Below are 16,293 nucleotides of genomic sequence, written 5' to 3'. Positions count from 1 at the left end.
GGCCGGAGCCGCGCGATTACATCGCGGCCGGTTTCCAGAGCCAGATCATGTTGTTCTCGTGGTTGCCGGTATCCTCGCCGATCACGACGTCGCCGTTGTCGAGCACGGCAATGTTGTCCGGGTTCGAGATGTTGTCGAGCGCGCAGGAATTGGCCTCGGCGTTCTTGTCGTGGGGGCCGCCCACCACCGCCGGGTTCATCGCGGTGATGTTGTAGTTGGCGTCCATCGGCATCTGGTAGACGATGCCGCACTTGTTCTCCTCGACCTGGACGTCGCCCTCGCCGTCCGACATGCCCTTGGCAACCTCGGACATCGCCATGTAGGCATACATCTCGCCGGCGGCGAGCGCGTTGAAGTTGACGTTCACGCCTTCCATCTTACGGAACTCGGCGGAGGCGCCCTTCGCGGCAGCGGCCTTGCGGCTTTCGAGGAAGGCAACCCGGTCGTCGGCGGCGTCGCCGGCGGCCCAGGCGGCCACCTCTTCGTCGGAGATATAGGAGGTCTCGCCCGCCTTGTAGTCGTCCATGGTGATGCCGTCATACTCGGCGATCCAGCCAGCGATGTCGGCTTCCGTGCCATGCGCCAGCTCGATCCACTCGACGTCGAAACCCTGGTCGTCCCGCTGGGACACCTTGGCGGCAGAGAGCGTGCCGGCCGAGAGATCGCCAGCAGTGTCGGCGACGAACTTGAAGAACACGACATTGGTGCCGTCGTCGGAGAGATAGACGGTCTTCTGGTCGGGCATCACCACCGAGTTCTCATGCGAGAAGCGGCCCATGGCGAAATGCTTCACCGGGGTGGCCGCGCCGGCCGGATCGGTGATCTCGACAATATAACCGTAGCGGTAGGGGTTCGGGTACTCGCCCAGGTAGTCGACCAGGCCCTCGACATCCGAGATGTATTCATACTCGGCATTGTTCCAATCGGCGGTCTCGTCGAAATACAGCTCTTCCGAGCTCAGCGGGTTGCCCCAGGGGCTCAGAGTGCCGAAGCAGTTCACCCAGGTGCCGGCCACCGGCGAGAAGTCGAGCATCATCGCATCGGATTCGTCGACGCTGTAGGTGCCGTCGGCAGCTTGGATGAGATTCACGCGGGACATGCCGCCGGGGCGGTTTTCCCAGTTGGTGAAGAGATAGCCTTCATCGTCGCCGGTCGGCACGAAGGCGTTGAAATCCGGGTCGTTGGAGACGAACAGCTCGCCCTCGGCGTTGGCGATCGAGCCGATCGTTCCGAAATCGCCTTCCTGCACGAGGATCTGGTAATCGCCGAGCGATGTGGTCACCATCTTCATCGCGTCGCCTTCCGGAAGCGGAAGCACGTCGGCGGCGAAATTGGCGTTGGGAACCACACCGATCGTGGCCTTGGCCCATTCATTGCCGATGTCGTCGGACGGGTGCTGGACGTTGAAGAAAAGGTCGTCGCCCTTGACGAAGAGGCCGGTGACCTCGCCGCCGATGGTGACGGCGCCGATGCGGGTGAGGTCCTCGGCGAAGGCCGGAGCGGTGAGCGCCGTGGTCGCGAGAAGCGCGGTGAGCAGTCTGGTTTTCATGGGTCGGATCCCTGTTGGTTCTGAACTAGGCCGAGCCCGCAGTAGCTCGCCGTTGAAACGGCGGTGTTATGTTTGCATGACAGATACGTGACAAGGCGGCGCGGTTGGGCAAGCGCGAAACCTGCGTCGTCCGTCCGCTACCCTCGATGTCATGGATTCGGCCTTGCGGGCGGTATCCGCCTGGAATTCCTGGACTTGCCCGTCGATTCCCCTGTCGTCGGGACTGATAGAAACCGGAGTTGCCCTGGTTCAAAGGAGAGAGGGCCTGAGGGCGGCTCAGGACGCGGCAGGCCAGCCCGAGCACGGCAAGGTCGCGGCGAAATGAAGAGGCCGGCGCGCGGGGCACCGCGCGCCGGCCTCAACCATCAGGGGGCAGTCGATACGGTCAGAGGCCGAGATCGACTTCGTGCACCTCGGTCAGCTTCTCGAATTCGGCGATTGCCGCCTCCGTGGTCACGAAGGTTCCGAGCGGGCGGTCGCTTGCATCTCGCAGTTCGGCCCTATCCTGGCCGAGCGTGACCACGGAGCCGACGACGCGCCCGTCGACCACCAGTTTCAGTGTGTCTGCCATCTGCGCGGTCTTCACGACGCTGATCATCTTGGATGGCTGCGGCATGTCGGGTCTCCCGGAAATCAGGGGTTAAGCGGCCTTTCGGGCGCCGGAGCGGCGGCGCTGGCGCTTCTTTCCGCTCGGCCGCGCCGAATTCGGCTTGCCCTGGCGGGCAGGCTCGGCGGAGCGGGGCGCCGCCCAGACGGTGCCGCCATGGACCGGAATGTCGCGCCCCATGGTCTTCTGAATCGCCCTCAGCTCGGACATCTCGGCCGGTGCGCAATAGGCAACGGCGCGGCCGTCGCGTCCCGCCCGCGCGGTGCGGCCGATCCGGTGGACATAGTTGTCCGGTACGTTGGGAAGATCGAAATTGTAGACATGGCGCACCCCGGGGATGTCGAGCCCCCGCGCGGCGACATCGGTCGCAACCAGCACCTTGAGCGTGCCGGCCCGGAACGCCTTGATCGCCCGCTCCCGCTGCCCCTGGGACTTGTTGCCGTGGATCGCACCGACCGCGAACCCCTCGCGCTCGAGCGCCTTCATCAGCCGGTCGGCGCCATGCTTGGTGCGGGTGAAGACCAGCGCGAGATCCTCGCGATGCGCATCCAGATGCTCGACCAGCAGCCGGGTCTTGCCGGCCTGCTCGACGAAATGCAGCGCCTGGGTGACCTTGTCGGCAGGTTTGCCCGGAGGCGAGACTTCGATGCGGATCGGGTCGGTGAGATAGGTCTTCGAGAGGTCCGCCATGAGCTTCGGCATGGTGGCCGAAAAGAGCATGGTCTGCCGGGTCTTCGGCAGCAGCGGCGCGATGCGGCGCAGGGCATGGATGAAACCCATGTCCAACATCTGGTCGGCCTCGTCGAGCACCAGGTAGCGGGCGAGATCGAGCCGGACCGCCTTGCGGTCGAGAAGGTCGATCAGCCGTCCCGGCGTGGCCACCAGCAGGTCGGTGCCGCGGTGCAGCCGGTTGATCTGGGCATTGATCGAGGCGCCGCCGACGACGAGCCCGATCTTCAGGTGCGTTCCCTGGGTATAGGCAGTCAGCGTGTCGCAGATCTGCTTGGCCAGTTCGCGGGTCGGCGCGAGTATGAGGCCGTTCACCGACTTCGGCTCGGGCGCGATGCCCAGCTTGAGCAGGTTATGGGCCATCGGCAGGCCGAAGGCGGCCGTCTTGCCGGTGCCGGTCTGGGCGATGCCCATCACGTCGCGCCCGGCCAGCGCCTGCGGGATCGCCTGCAGCTGGATCGGGGTCGGCTCGGTGATACCCTGTTCGGCGAGTTTGCGGACAAGGCGGGGCGACAGCCCCAGTGTTTCGAAAGTCATCTTTTCGCATCCAGTCTTGGCCGCGGCCCGAAGCCGCAGCCGAATTGAAGTGCCGCCGTCCCGGATGGACGGGCGGGCGCAGTCGGGTGGCACGATGCCCGGACCGGCAGGCCGCATTGCCCGTTCGGTCGTCACCGCGTCGGACCCCCGCGTGAATTGGGAACCTGGGAAATCGTCGACGTCCTGCGTCATCCGCTTCGGGAGACTGCCGTCTGCTCACGCGGCAGAGAACGTCTGCCACGGCCCATGACGGGTCACGGGCGACAAGTCAACAGCCCAGATCAATTCGGCGCAGGCCGGATCCGCACCGCACGGCCGCTTCTGACCATTGTGGCTCGCCCGGCCTTCGCCTAGGCTCGCCGCGGAAAAACGCGCGACAGGGAGGTATCCATGACAGATCCCCGCCAACTCGGCTTCGACACCCTGCAAATCCATGCAGGCGCCAGCCCCGACCCCGCCACCGGCGCCCGCCAGGTGCCGATCTACCAGACCACCGCCTATGTGTTCCGCGACGCCGACCACGCGGCGGCGCTCTTCAACCTCCAGGAGGTTGGCTACATCTATTCGCGGCTCACGAACCCGACGGTCGCGGCGCTGGCCGACCGGATCTGCGCGCTCGAGGGCGGCGCGGGGGCGGTCTGCTGCTCCTCGGGGCACGCGGCGCAGATCATGGCGCTCTTCCCGCTGATGGGGCCGGGCTGCAACATCGTCTCCTCGACCCGGCTCTACGGCGGCACGGTCACCCAGTTCTCCCAGACCATCAAGCGCTTCGGCTGGTCGGCGACATTCGTCGACACCGACGATCTCGACGCGGTGAAGGCCGCCATCGACGAGAACACCCGCGCGATCTTCTGCGAGAGCATCGCCAACCCGGGCGGCTACGTCACCGACATCCCCGCCATCGCCGCAATCGCCGAGGAAGCGGGCCTGCCGCTCATCGTCGACAACACCTCGGCCACGCCCTATCTCTGCAACCCGATCGCGCACGGGGCGACGCTGGTCGTCCACTCGACGACCAAATACCTCACCGGCAACGGCACGGTGACCGGCGGAGCAATCGTCGATTCGGGCAAGTTCGACTGGTCGGCCTCGGGCAAGTTCCCGTCGCTCAGCGAACCGGAACCGGCCTATCACGGGCTGGTCTTCCACGAGGCCCTCGGCCCGATGGCCTTCACCTTCCACTCCATCGCCGTCGGCCTCAGGGATCTCGGCATGACGATGAACCCGCAGGGCGCGCATTATACGCTGCTCGGGATCGAGACGCTCTCGCTCCGGATGCAGAAACATGTCGCGAACGCCGTCAAGGTCGCGGAATGGCTGGAGAACGATCCGCGCGTCGAGTCGGTGACCTATGCCGGCCTTCCCTCCTCGCCCTATTTCGACCGCGCGTCGAGGCTCTACCCCAAGGGCGCCGGTGCGCTCTTCACCTTCGCGGTCAAGGGCGGCTTCGATGCCTGTGTGAAGCTGGTGGACTCGCTGAAGCTGTTCAGCCATGTCGCCAACCTCGGCGACACCCGCTCGCTGATCATCCACTCCGCCTCGACCACCCACCGCCAGCTCTCGCCGGAGCAGCAGGAGGCGGCGGGCGCGGCGCCGAACATGGTTCGGGTGTCGATCGGCATCGAGGATCCCGACGACATCATCGCCGATCTCGACCAGGCGCTGGCGACGGCGACCGCATGACCGTACGGGCCCGGCGCTGCGCCGGGCCTCTTTCCCTTCCGGGGAGCAGGAGCTAGGTCTTGCGCCGACCGCCACCGGGAGGGCGCATGCTGATCGACGCACAGGACCTGACCAAGAGCTTTGCGACCGGCGACGGAATGCTGCCGGTTCTCTCAGGCGTCTCCCTCACTCTCGCGGCCGGCGAGACCCTCGCGCTGACCGGCGAATCCGGCTCGGGCAAATCCACCCTCCTGCACCTCCTCGCCGCTCTCGATGCGCCCGATTCCGGATCCATCCGCCTCGCGGAGACCGAGATCACCGGCCTCGGCGACCGCGACCGCGCCGCCATCCGCCGCGAGAAGATCGGGCTCGTCTTCCAGCAGTTCAACCTGATCCCGTCGCTAAACACGGCCGCCAATATCGCCTTCCAGGCCCGCCTCGCCGGCCGCCATGATCCCGACTGGTGCGCCACGCTGGCGCGGCGTCTTGGCCTCGCCGACATGCTCGACCGCTACCCCGAGCAGCTTTCCGGCGGCCAGCAGCAACGCGTCGCCATCGGCCGCGCGCTGGCGCCCCGTCCCGCCGTGCTGCTCGCCGACGAGCCCACCGGCAATCTCGACGAGGCCACCGCGGACGACGTGCTGGCCCTCGTGCTCGATCTCGTCGCCGAGACCGGCGCCGGCCTGCTGATGGTCACCCATTCCACCCGCCTCGCCACCCGCCTCTCGCGGCAGCTCCGGCTCTCCAAGGGCCGGGTGGCATGAGGCGCACCGCGCTCGCCGCGCTGGTCTCGCACTGGCGACGCCAGAAGCTGCAGCTCTTCGCGCTGCTGGCCGGACTGGCGCTCGCCACCGCGCTCTGGTCGGCAGTTCAGGCGATCAATGCCGAGGCGCGCCGCTCCTACGCCGCGGCGGCCGGCACGCTCGGCCTCGGCAGCTACGAGACGCTTGTCGACCCCGCCGGTCCGATCCCTGTCGAGAGCTTCGCCGCGTTGCGCCGCGCCGGCTGGCCGGTGACGCCGCTGGTCGAAGGGCGCGCGGAGATCGCCGGTCGTCGTATCCAGGTCATCGGCCTCGAGTTCCTCTCTGCGCCGCGCCGCAACCTGCCGGACACGCTGGCCGCCGACACGCTCTCGCCTGCCGAGATCTTCCTGCCCCCCGGCATCGGGTTCGCCGCCCCGGCCACGCTCCGCGCCCTCGCAGGCCAACCCGGCCTTCCGCGCCTTTTCGCCGACCCGGCGCTGCCGCCCGACCGCCTCTTCACCGACATCGCCGTCGCCGACCGTCTGCTCGAAGCAGGAAGCGGCATCGACCGTCTGCTGCTGTTGCCGGGCGCGCCCGACGGCCTGCCCGACGCCGTTGTCCCCGGCCTCCGCCGCCAGCCGGCGGAGAGCCAGGGCGACCTCACCCGTCTCACCGCCTCCTTCCACCTCAACCTCACCGCGTTCGGCTTTCTCAGCTTCGCCGTCGGCCTCTTCATCGTCCACGGCACGATCGGGCTCGCCTTCGAACAGCGCCGCGGCATGTTCCGGTCGCTGCGGGCGCTCGGCCTGCCGCTCCGAACACTTCTGGCACTGCTTCTCGCCGAGATCCTGGCGCTGGCGACAATTGCCGGCGGGCTCGGCATTGCGCTTGGCTATCTGATTGCCGGCGCCCTGTTGCCGGATGTCGCGGCGACCCTGCGCGGCCTCTACGGCGCGTCGCTGCCCGGAACGCTCGCCTTCGACCCGGCCTGGGCCGCCTCCGGCCTCGGCATCGCGCTCGCGGGCAGTCTCGTCGCCGCCGCCCACGGGCTCGACACGGTCCGCCGGATGCCGCTCCTGGCCTCCGCAAGGCCGCGCGCCTGGGCGATCGTCTCGGGCCGGCAGCTCCGCCGGCAGGCCGCCGCCGGCGGCGCGCTACTGGCCGCCGGCGCGCTCGCGCCGATCCTCGCGGACGGCCTGCTTGCCGGTTTCGCCCTTCTCGGCGGCCTGCTCCTCGGCGCGGCGCTACTGCTGCCGCTCCTGCTCTCCGCGGTTCTCGCCCTCGGTGCGGCCCATGCCCGGCGTCCGCTCGCGCAATGGTTCTGGGCCGACACCCGCCAGCAGCTTCCCGGCCTCAGCCTCGCGCTGATGGCGCTGCTCCTCGCGCTGGCGACCAATATCGGCGTCTCGACGATGGTCTCCTCCTTCCGGCAGACCTTCGTGGGCTGGCTCGACCAGCGCCTGGTCTCCGAGCTTTACGTGACCGCCCCGTCCGAAGCCGAGGCCGAGCGGCTGCGCGCCTGGCTCGCGCCGCGCGCCGAGGCGGTGTTGCCGATCTGGAAGGTCGACCTGCCGCTGATGGGAGCGCCGGGCGAGCTCTACGGCATCGTAGACAACCCGGTCTACCGGGAGCACTGGCCGCTCCTCGCCGCCACCGACGCGCCCTGGGAGGCGCTCTATGCAGGCCGCGCCGCGCTGGTCAACGAACAGCTCGCCCGCCGCAACGGCCTGCATCCCGGCGATCCCGTCAGCCTCGGCGCCGGCTGGCAGCTCCCGGTCGCCGCGATCTATTCCGACTACGGCAATCCCGCCGGTCAGGCCATCGTGGCGCTGCCCACGCTGCTCGAGCACCATCCGGAGGTGCCGAAGCTGCGCCACGGCATCCTGACCGACGATCCGCAGGCGCTGTCCCGCGCCCTCACCGAGGAATTCGGCCTGCCACCGGCCAATGTTACCGAGAATGGCCGCCTCAAGGCGGTCTCGCTCGAGGTGTTCGACCGCACCTTCACCGTGACGGCCGCGCTCAACATCCTCACCCTCTCGGTCGCCGGCTTCGCAATTCTCACGGCGTTGCTGACCCTCTCCTCCATGCGACTGCCACAGCTTGCGCCGCTCTGGGCGCTCGGGCTCACCCGCCGCCGCCTCGCCCGGCTGGAGATCCTGCGCGCGCTCGCACTGGCCGCACTCACTTTTGCCGCCGCACTGCCGGTCGGCCTCGCGCTCGCCTGGTGCCTGCTTGCGGTGGTCAATGTCGAGGCGTTCGGCTGGCGCCTGCCGATGACGCTCTTTCCCGACCAGTGGCTGCGCCTTCTCCTCCTCGCGCTGCTCGCTGCCCTCGTCGCCGCGGCGCTGCCGGTCCGGCGACTCGCCCGCACCGAGCCGTCGCAGTTCCTCAAGGTCTTCGCGGATGAACGGTAACCTCGCCGCCGCCTGCCTTCTGTGCCTGCCCACCATCGCCGACGCCCAGGGCTTCGCCGGGCTCGGCAGCGATGCGGTGGGATTTGCCCTGCCCGACCCGGCCCATCGCCTTACCTTCCCGGAGGATCACGGCGCCCACCCCGCCTTCCGCATCGAATGGTGGTATCTCACCGCCAACCTCACCGGCCCGGACGGCACCGACTACGGTATCCAGTGGACGCTCTTTCGCTCCGCCCTCGCGCCTTTCGAGGAAGCGGGCTGGGCCTCGCCGCAGATCTGGCTCGGCAATGCCGGACTGACCACGCCCACCACGCATTTCGCCGCCGAGAAACTGGCCCGCGGCGGCACCGGACAGGCCGGCGTCGAAACCGTCCCCTTCGCCGCCTGGATCGATGATTGGCGCATGGCGGGCACGGAGACGCTCGACCGTCTTACGCTGAGCGCTTCCGCCGAGGATTTCGGCTACGAGCTCACGCTCAACGCCACCGGCCCGCTGGTCCCGCAGGGTGAGGACGGCTATTCCGTCAAGTCCGCCGGCGGCCAGGCCAGCCACTACTATTCCCAACCCTTCTACGAGATCGCCGGCACGATCTCGCTGCCCGAGGGCGACATCCCCGTCACCGGGCAGGGCTGGCTCGATCGCGAATGGTCCTCGCAGCCGCTTGCGGACACTCAGGACGGATGGGACTGGATCTCGCTTCATTTCGACAGCGGCGCGAAGCTCATGGGCTTTCGCCTGCGCGACAGAAGCGGCCCGCCCTTCACCTCAGCCACCTGGATCTCCACCGACGGCACGCCCACGCCCTATTCGGACGGCGAACTGACGATGCGACCGCTCGCGACGACCGATATCGCCGGCGCCAAGATCCCCACGCGCTGGCAGATCGACCTGCCCGCGCAGGCGCTTTCGGTCGAAATCGACGCGATCAACCCAAACGCCTGGATGGACCTCTCCTTCCCATACTGGGAAGGGCCCGTCCGCATCACCGGCAACCAGCCGGGCCGCGGCTATCTCGAGATGACCGGCTACGCTGCCGAGTGAGGGATGCGCTTCGGCGAATCCGAACCCTCGCCCGCCCGAAGGGCAAGAGAGCACCGCGCGGCAGGCGCACGACTTCAAAGCCTCCCCGCCCTTCCCCTCCCGCCGGACAACGGCTAAACGGTCCCCCGACCCCTTCGAGGACCGATACCCATGCCGATGGAAAAGACATTCGACGCCGCAGAGGCCGAAACCCGCATCTCCGCCGCCTGGCAGGAAGCCGGCGCCTTCCGCGCCGGCGCCAATGCCAGCCGCTCCGAGACCTTCTGCATCATGATCCCGCCGCCCAACGTGACGGGCGTCCTCCATATGGGCCATGCGTTCAACAACACGCTGCAGGACATCCTGATCCGCTGGCACCGGATGCGCGGCTTCGACACGCTCTGGCAGCCCGGGCAGGACCATGCCGGCATCGCCACCCAGATGGTCGTCGAGCGCCAGCTCGCCGCCGACCAGCAGCCGTCGCGCCGCGAACTTGGCCGCGAAGCCTTCCTCGAAAAGGTCTGGGAGTGGAAGGGCCAGTCGGGCGGCACCATCATCGATCAGCTCAAGCGCCTGGGGTGCTCCTGCGACTGGGAGCGCAACGCCTTCACCATGGCCGGCGCCCCGAACGATCCGCGGGTGGGCCACGAGAACTCGCCCGATTTCCACGAGGCGGTCATCAAGGTCTTCGTCGACATGTACGAAAAGGGCCTGATCTATCGCGGCAAGCGCCTCGTCAACTGGGACCCGCATTTCGAGACCGCGATCTCCGACCTCGAGGTCGAGCAGATCGAGGTCAACGGCAACATGTGGCGCCTGCGTTACCCGCTGGAGAACGGCGAGAGCTACGAGCATGTCGAGAAGGACGCGGACGGCAACGAGATCTTCCGCGAGACGCGCAACTACCTCGTCGTCGCCACGACGCGCCCCGAGACCATGCTCGGCGACACGGGCGTCGCCGTTCACCCCCAAGACGAACGCTACAAGGGTCTCGTGGCGCGCGGCGCGACTGTCAAGCTGCCGCTCTGCGGTCGCTCCATACCGGTCGTCGCCGACGAATATGCCGACCCGACCAAGGGCACCGGCGCGGTCAAGATCACGCCCGCGCATGATTTCAACGACTGGGATGTCGGCCAGCGCTGCGGCCTGCCGGCGGTCAACATCCTGACCACGCGCGCGGCGATGTTCCTCAAGGGCAACGCCGAGTTCGAGGCCGGCTGCGATCCGGAGATGCTCGCCAAGACCATCGAGCGGCTCGACGGGCAAGACCGCTACGAGGCCCGCGACGCGATTGTCACCGAGGCGCAGGACAATGGCTGGCTCGACGGTATCGACACGGACCGCCACATGGTCCCGCATGGCGACCGCTCCAAGGTCGTCATCGAGCCCTACCTGACTGATCAGTGGTTCGTCGACACCGCCAAGATCGTCGGCCCGGCGCTCGACGCCGTCCGCGATGGCCGGGTCCGGATCATGCCGGAATCGGGCGAGAAGACCTATTACCACTGGCTGGAGAATATCGAGCCCTGGTGCATCTCGCGCCAGCTCTGGTGGGGGCATCAGGTGCCGGTCTGGTATGGGCCTGCGCTGATGGATCACGGCGACGATACGGAGGCGGTCTGGCGTCCGTTCTGCGCCGCGAGCCAAGATGAAGCGCTTAAGAAGATGTCGGAATATTACGGACACAGCGACTTCAAGATCGTCACCGAACGGAGCGAGGCCGAACAGTTGCTGACGGCGGCAGTCGGCCGGACCCGTACCGAAGGCCGCATCCGCTCGCCGCAGGAGCCCTCCGCCCTGCCCGTCTATCGCGACCCCGACGTCCTCGACACCTGGTTCTCCTCCGGCCTCTGGCCCATCGGCACGCTCGGCTGGCCGGAGCAGACTCCGGAGCTGGAGAAATACTTCCCAACCTCCGTCCTCGTCACCGGGCAGGACATCCTTTTCTTCTGGGTCGCCCGGATGATGATGATGCAGCTCGCCGTGGTCGACGAGGTCCCGTTCCACACCGTCTATCTCCATGGCCTCGTCCGCGACGCCAAGGGCAAGAAGATGTCGAAATCGACCGGCAACGTGGTCGACCCGCTGGAGATCGTCGACGAATACGGCGCGGACGCGCTGCGCTTCACCAATGCGGCGATGGCGAGCCTTGGCGGGGTGCTGAAGCTCGACATGGCAAGGATCGCCGGCTACCGGAATTTCGGCACCAAGATCTGGAATGCCGCCCGCTTCGCCGAGATGAATGGCGTGTTCGACGCCTCCGTCACGCCGATCGACCCGGAGTGCAAACCGTCCGCCACCGTCAACCGCTGGATCATCGGCGAGACGGCGATGGTACGCGAGGCGGTCGATGCCGCGCTGGCGGGCTATCTCTTCAACGATGCCGCCAACGCGCTCTACGCCTTTGTCTGGGGCAAGGTCTGCGACTGGTATGTCGAGTTCGCCAAGCCGCTCCTGCAAGGCGAGGACGAAGCACTCGCGGCCGAGACGCGTGCCACCATGCGGTGGGTTCTGGAGCAGAGCTTCACCCTCCTGCACCCGATCATGCCCTTCATCACCGAGGAGCTCTGGGGCTCGCTCGGCTGCGGCACCAAGATGCTGGTCCACACCGACTGGCCCACCTATCACGCCGCTGACCTGGTGGACCCGGCCGCGCATGCCGAAATGAGCTGGGTGATCGACCTCATCGACGGCGTCCGCTCCGCGCGCGCTCAGGTTCGCGTGCCGGCCGGCCTTCAGGTTCCGATGGTTCACACCGGGCTCTCGCCCGAGGCGCAGGCCGCGTGGGAGACCAACGAGGCGCTGATCACCCGCATCGCCCGCATCGCGTCCCTGCAAGGCTTCGACACGATGCCGAAGGGCTGCATCACCGTGCCCGTCGCCGGCGCCACCTTCGGCCTGCCGGTGGCCGACATCATCGACGTGGGCGAGGAGAAGGCGCGGCTGGAGAAGTCCATTGCCAAGCTCGACAAGGAGATCGGCGGGCTGGCCAAGCGTCTCGACAACCCGAAATTCGTCGAGAGCGCACCCGAGGACGTGGTCGAGGAAGTGCGGGACAACCTCGCGGCGCGAAGCTCGGAGCAGGACCGGCTGAAGGAGGCCCTGGACCGGCTGGCCGAGATCGGCTGAGTTCCGGCGTCGGGACGCGGAAGGGCCCGTGCGATCCGGCGGCGACACACACCCGCGCGCGGGTCTGGACTCGACGGGCCGCCGGACATCTCCGGCGGTTCAGCCGCCGAAAGCCGCGATCCGCTCCTGATAGGCCTGCATCACGCATTGCACATCGGCACCGCACCGGTCGCGATCGGCCAGCCAGGTTCGCTGATTTTCCTTGAGCTGTGCCCGCGCGGTGGAATCGAGCGCGTAGAGCCGTTCGAGGTAGACAGCCGTCAGGCGCATGTCGAGCGTGGCGAGCCGCGCGTCGCGGCAGATCACCACCTCGGTCGGTGTCTGTGCCTCCGGGCACCAGTTCGGGCGCAGTCCGGTCGGCGCGACGGGCGCGTAGACCTGCTGATTCTGCTGCGGCAGCGGCTGGACCGGCGCGGCGGCGGCCGCCGCCTCCTCCTCGAGCCGCGCGATCCGCTCCATCGCCAGCGCCGCGTAGGCCGTGCCCTGGTGGCGCTCGATGAAGAGCCGGAGCGCCGCCACCGAGGTCGTGTCCTTGAAATCCTTCCATTCCTCGGCGGCATTGGGCCGGGCGACCCGCGGCGTCGCGGTCTCCGGGGTCGGCTTGACCGGCGCGGTCACCGGCAGCGGCTCGACCGTCGCCCCGTTGCAGGTCCCCGCGATGCAGGCGGTGCCGATCACCTCGTCGTAATAGGCCGGGCGCTGCTGGTGGCCGACGCTGCGGGCGAGTTCATTGACCGAGGCTTGGGTCGCCTTGAAGGCGGTCTGCAACTCGTTGCTGCGCGCAAGTTCCTTCAGGAAAACGCGGGTAAAGACCGAATGCGCCTCGCCGTCGCTGTCCGAGAGCCGGTCGAGCGCCGTCTGCCCCTCGCCCGCCGAATAGGCAATGAAAGTGCCGGTGGGCGGCCGGATGCGCACGAGACCGCGGGCAAGGCCGCTCGAACGTGTCCCGGAATCGAAGGCGAAGGGGTTGTTGCGGCAGGCGTCGATCACCGCGACGGTGAGCGCGGGGCCGCGCGCTGCGATCTCGTCGATGATCCCGTTGACGCCATTCTTGAGCGGGAAGCTCTCGCGCTGGATCAGAGTCTCCGACCCGCTGTCGCGGATGTCGACGGGGACAAGGAAATTCTCCCGCCCGTTGCTCCAGCCATGACCGGAAAAGACGAAGAGCACCGTGTCCCCCGGCGCGATGGCGTCGAGGAAACGCGCGACGGCTTCGGTCATCCCGCGCCCGTCGAGATCGAGATGTAGAAAGACGTCATAGCCGCGTGCGGTGAAGAAATCGGCATAGCCCTGCGCGTCGCCGCGGGCCTTCTGGAGCTTCGAGACGTTCTGGTAGCTGTCATTGCCGACGATCAACGCCAGGTTGCGCGCCGCGGCCGGAAGCGCCGCGAGAAGGAAACAAACGGCAATGGCCAGGCGGGACAGCATGAGACCTTTCCTCTCGAGTCGTGGGGGTCCGACGCGGGCCAGCCTAGCCGCTTTCGTGCGGGCCGAGAAGGTCGGCGCCCGGGGCTTTTCAACCCCGCACCCCCATGCTACGGGCGGCGCCAAGCGAAACGCCGTCCAAGGAGATTTCCAATGGCCATCGAACGCACCCTCTCGATCATCAAGCCCGACGCCACTAGCCGCAACCTGACCGGCAAGATCAACGCCAAGTTCGAGGACGCCGGCCTGCGCATCATCGCGCAGAAGCGTATCCACCTGACCAAGGCGCAGGCCGGCGTCTTCTACGCCGTCCACAAGGAGCGCCCGTTCTACGACGAACTGACGAGCTTCATGTCCTCTGAGCCGGTCGTGGTGCAGGTGCTCGAGGGCGAGGACGCGATCACGCGCAACCGCGAGGTGATGGGCGCGACCAACCCGGCCGAGGCCGCCGAAGGCACGATCCGCCGCGAATTCGCGCTGTCGCTCGGCGAGAACTCTGTGCACGGCTCCGACGCGCCGGAAACCGCTGCCGTCGAGATCGCCTATTTCTTCTCGGGCCTCGAACTGGTCGGCTGACCTGCTTGTACGCTTGGCGCAGCCGCCGGCCCGTCCGGCCGCTGCAGCCTTGCGGCGAGCGCACATCCCCCTGACATCTGACGGTTTCTCGCGGGATCGCCCGCGCCGCGCAGCCCAGGCGCCCTGCGCGTGCTCTCACGGCGCCAGTGCCAGAAGCGCCGCGCCGGCGGCGATCAGCCCGATTCCCGCCCAGCCGACTGCAGACAGGCGCTCGCCCAGAAAGATCGCAGCGATCACCGCCACGAAGACGACGCTGAGCTTGTCGATCGGGGCCACGCGGGATGCGTCGCCGAGCTGCATCGCGCGGAAATAGCAGAGCCAGGACGCCCCGGTCGCCAGGCCGGAGAGCAGCAGGAAAAGCCAGGTTTGCGGCCGCAGCCGGCTCAACCCTTCTATTTTCCCCATCGCCCAGACCAGGCCGCCGAGCGCCACGAGCACGACGCAGGTGCGCACCAATGTGGCGGGGTCGGGGTCCACATCCTCGACCCCCAGCTTTGCAAAGATCGCCGTCAGGGCCGCGAACATGGCCGCAAGCAAGGCCCAGACCTGCCAGCTCGACGCGAAGCTCATCATCTCCATGAACCTCCGCTCTGCCGCGCCGCCGCGTCGATCACCCTGCCGGGCCGAAAATCGCCAGCCGCTGCGCCGCGATGACCCGGCCAAGGATCGGCTCCCGGAACTCGTAGCGCAAGGTGTCGGCGAACTCCGCCTTCGGTCGGGTGAATCCGGAGGCGGCCAGAGCGTCGGCCGCGTAGCTAAGCGAATGGGCATGCCGTCCGGAAGACAGGATCAGATGGCCTGCGGGCGGTGCGGCCTCGGTCGCATCCTCGATCGTGAAGATAAGCCAGCCGCCCGGCCTGAGCACCGAGGCCAGGTTGCCGAAAACTTCCGTGAGGTCCCCGAAATAGGTCAGGACATCGCCGCAAACGGCGAGGTCGAACGGGCCCGGGGGATAGGTCGCGCGGGTCAGCAGGTCGGTGCGGGTCAGCAAGTCGTAAAGTTGCTTTTCCTTGCACAGATCCAGCATCTTGGTCGAGACATCGCAGCCGTGGATACTTGCCGCGAAGGGCCTGAGATAGGGAGCGCAGAGCCCGGTGCCACAGCCCGCGTCGAGGATCCGCAGGTCAGCGCCCGGTGCGAAATCGAGCTGCGCCAGCATTTGCCCGATCATCTGCGGGCCGGCATTGCCGATCGCCTTGAGGTTCTCGTCATATCTTCGGGCGGCCTGGTCGAAGAGTCCCGTCGCGAGTTCCCGCTGGGACCATTCACCCGTCTCTCCGCGGAGATTGGCCAGAGAGGTCTCGAAGACGTCCCTGTCCTTTGCAAAGAGCGCCTCTCCGGCGAGAAGCACCTTCTCGCCATGCTCCCGATAGCCGAAATGCCCCAGGGCCTTGGCCAGCAGGAGGAGGTGCTCGGCCTGGTCCTTGGTTTGGTTTAGGAAGGGCTCCCAGATCTCCAGCAGCTTGTCCGGCTCGCCCCGCTTGAGCAGGACGTGCAGCAGGAGCACCTGCGGGCGCCCGTCGGTCGGGTCGATCTCGTTGGCGCGCAGAAGCATGTCCTCGGCCCGGTCGAACCGGCCAAGCTCCATCATCAGATGGCCGCAGAGGCCGAGCACGTTCGCGTCATCGGATTGGTCCGCTGCGGCCTTCTCGAGCCGCGCGATGGTCTTCGCTTCCAGTTCGTCGGCATCCGCCGTCTCGCCGAGCCCGCGCAGCAACTGGACAAGCCGCGTCGAATCCTCGAGATCGGGCCCGGCGGCAGCGGCCTTCCGGGCGAGCCTGATGGAACGCGTCGTCTTCCGTTCCTCAAAGGCCTCGATCGATTGCTCGGTAAGGCTGTGCGCCCTGGACGTCTTGGCACCTGAATCCGTCATCCTGAACGCCCTTTCGCTGACAATG

At 67.6% G+C, this 16,293-nt stretch carries 12 protein-coding genes; 6 read left to right on the top strand and 6 right to left on the bottom strand.

The window, feature by feature from the left end:
• Positions 1-16: 16 nt before the first annotated feature.
• The 3 genes from EU800_RS09330 to EU800_RS09320 form a co-directional block, all read right to left on the bottom strand.
• Entirely contained in the window at positions 17-1,549 is a 1,533-nt protein-coding gene (locus tag EU800_RS09330; RefSeq protein WP_129630899.1) for an alkaline phosphatase PhoX, read from the bottom strand.
• A gap of 385 nt (positions 1,550-1,934) precedes the next feature.
• The gene (locus tag EU800_RS09325) at positions 1,935-2,165 is read right to left on the bottom strand and encodes a hypothetical protein (protein WP_129630897.1); all 231 of its coding nucleotides are present in this window, start codon (positions 2,163-2,165) and stop codon (positions 1,935-1,937) included.
• A gap of 24 nt (positions 2,166-2,189) precedes the next feature.
• Positions 2,190-3,422, bottom strand: coding sequence for a DEAD/DEAH box helicase (locus EU800_RS09320; protein WP_129630895.1), 1,233 nt, complete (start codon positions 3,420-3,422; stop codon positions 2,190-2,192).
• 390 nt (positions 3,423-3,812) lie between these two features.
• On the opposite strand from EU800_RS09320, the gene EU800_RS09315 reads away from it, so the two are divergent.
• The 5 genes from EU800_RS09315 (at position 3,813) to EU800_RS09295 (ending at position 12,394) form a co-directional block, all read left to right on the top strand.
• Entirely contained in the window at positions 3,813-5,105 is a 1,293-nt protein-coding gene (locus tag EU800_RS09315) for an O-acetylhomoserine aminocarboxypropyltransferase/cysteine synthase family protein (protein ID WP_129630893.1), read from the top strand.
• 86 nt (positions 5,106-5,191) lie between these two features.
• Positions 5,192-5,848 (top strand): ABC transporter ATP-binding protein, encoded by a 657-nt coding sequence (locus tag EU800_RS09310; RefSeq protein ID WP_129630891.1) that lies wholly within the window; start codon positions 5,192-5,194, stop codon positions 5,846-5,848.
• Positions 5,845-8,244: an FtsX-like permease family protein gene (locus EU800_RS09305; RefSeq protein WP_129630889.1), complete on the top strand. Its 2,400-nt coding sequence runs from the start codon at positions 5,845-5,847 to the stop codon at positions 8,242-8,244. Before EU800_RS09310 ends, EU800_RS09305 begins: the two co-directional genes overlap by 4 nt.
• Positions 8,234-9,286: a lipocalin-like domain-containing protein gene (locus EU800_RS09300; RefSeq protein WP_129630887.1), complete on the top strand. Its 1,053-nt coding sequence runs from the start codon at positions 8,234-8,236 to the stop codon at positions 9,284-9,286. Before EU800_RS09305 ends, EU800_RS09300 begins: the two co-directional genes overlap by 11 nt.
• Positions 9,287-9,436: 150 nt before the next feature.
• Positions 9,437-12,394 carry a valine--tRNA ligase gene (locus EU800_RS09295; RefSeq protein ID WP_129630885.1) on the top strand — a complete coding sequence of 986 codons (2,958 nt, stop codon included), beginning with the start codon at positions 9,437-9,439 and terminating at the stop codon, positions 12,392-12,394.
• A 99-nt stretch (positions 12,395-12,493) separates the two neighbouring features.
• On the opposite strand, the gene EU800_RS09290 is transcribed toward EU800_RS09295, so the two are convergent.
• Positions 12,494-13,822: a caspase family protein gene (locus EU800_RS09290; protein ID WP_129630882.1), complete on the bottom strand. Its 1,329-nt coding sequence runs from the start codon at positions 13,820-13,822 to the stop codon at positions 12,494-12,496.
• A 150-nt stretch (positions 13,823-13,972) separates the two neighbouring features.
• Between EU800_RS09290 and ndk the strand changes: the two genes are divergently transcribed.
• Complete coding sequence (gene ndk, locus EU800_RS09285) at positions 13,973-14,395, top strand: nucleoside-diphosphate kinase (protein ID WP_129630880.1); 423 nt, start codon at positions 13,973-13,975, stop codon at positions 14,393-14,395.
• Between the two features lie 135 nt (positions 14,396-14,530).
• On the opposite strand, the gene EU800_RS09280 is transcribed toward ndk, so the two are convergent.
• A complete protein-coding gene (locus EU800_RS09280; RefSeq protein WP_207209881.1) occupies positions 14,531-14,965 on the bottom strand; it encodes an EamA family transporter in 435 nt (144 codons plus the stop codon).
• 40 nt (positions 14,966-15,005) lie between these two features.
• Positions 15,006-16,268 carry a methyltransferase domain-containing protein gene (locus EU800_RS09275; RefSeq protein WP_129630878.1) on the bottom strand — a complete coding sequence of 421 codons (1,263 nt, stop codon included), beginning with the start codon at positions 16,266-16,268 and terminating at the stop codon, positions 15,006-15,008.
• Positions 16,269-16,293 lie beyond the last annotated feature (25 nt).

Origin of the sequence: Tropicimonas sp. IMCC6043 (assembly GCF_004146235.1) — a bacterium.
In the GTDB taxonomy this organism is placed as follows: Bacteria; Pseudomonadota; Alphaproteobacteria; order Rhodobacterales; family Rhodobacteraceae; genus Tropicimonas.
The sequence above is the reverse complement of the archived record's forward strand: the minus strand, read 5'-3'. Positions and strand labels throughout refer to the sequence as shown.

What these genes read in the sequence shown, in the direction of transcription:
- EU800_RS09330 (WP_129630899.1), bottom strand. Translation starts at nt 1,549, where the DNA reads ATGAAAACCAGACTGCTCACCGCGCTTCTCGCGACCACGGCGCTCACC.
- EU800_RS09325 (WP_129630897.1), bottom strand. Translation starts at nt 2,165, where the DNA reads ATGCCGCAGCCATCCAAGATGATCAGCGTCGTGAAGACCGCGCAGATG.
- EU800_RS09320 (WP_129630895.1), bottom strand. Translation starts at nt 3,422, where the DNA reads ATGACTTTCGAAACACTGGGGCTGTCGCCCCGCCTTGTCCGCAAACTC.
- EU800_RS09315 (WP_129630893.1), top strand. Translation starts at nt 3,813, where the DNA reads ATGACAGATCCCCGCCAACTCGGCTTCGACACCCTGCAAATCCATGCA.
- EU800_RS09310 (WP_129630891.1), top strand. Translation starts at nt 5,192, where the DNA reads ATGCTGATCGACGCACAGGACCTGACCAAGAGCTTTGCGACCGGCGAC.
- EU800_RS09305 (WP_129630889.1), top strand. Translation starts at nt 5,845, where the DNA reads ATGAGGCGCACCGCGCTCGCCGCGCTGGTCTCGCACTGGCGACGCCAG.
- EU800_RS09300 (WP_129630887.1), top strand. Translation starts at nt 8,234, where the DNA reads ATGAACGGTAACCTCGCCGCCGCCTGCCTTCTGTGCCTGCCCACCATC.
- EU800_RS09295 (WP_129630885.1), top strand. Translation starts at nt 9,437, where the DNA reads ATGCCGATGGAAAAGACATTCGACGCCGCAGAGGCCGAAACCCGCATC.
- EU800_RS09290 (WP_129630882.1), bottom strand. Translation starts at nt 13,822, where the DNA reads ATGCTGTCCCGCCTGGCCATTGCCGTTTGTTTCCTTCTCGCGGCGCTT.
- ndk (WP_129630880.1), top strand. Translation starts at nt 13,973, where the DNA reads ATGGCCATCGAACGCACCCTCTCGATCATCAAGCCCGACGCCACTAGC.
- EU800_RS09280 (WP_207209881.1), bottom strand. Translation starts at nt 14,965, where the DNA reads ATGAGCTTCGCGTCGAGCTGGCAGGTCTGGGCCTTGCTTGCGGCCATG.
- EU800_RS09275 (WP_129630878.1), bottom strand. Translation starts at nt 16,268, where the DNA reads ATGACGGATTCAGGTGCCAAGACGTCCAGGGCGCACAGCCTTACCGAG.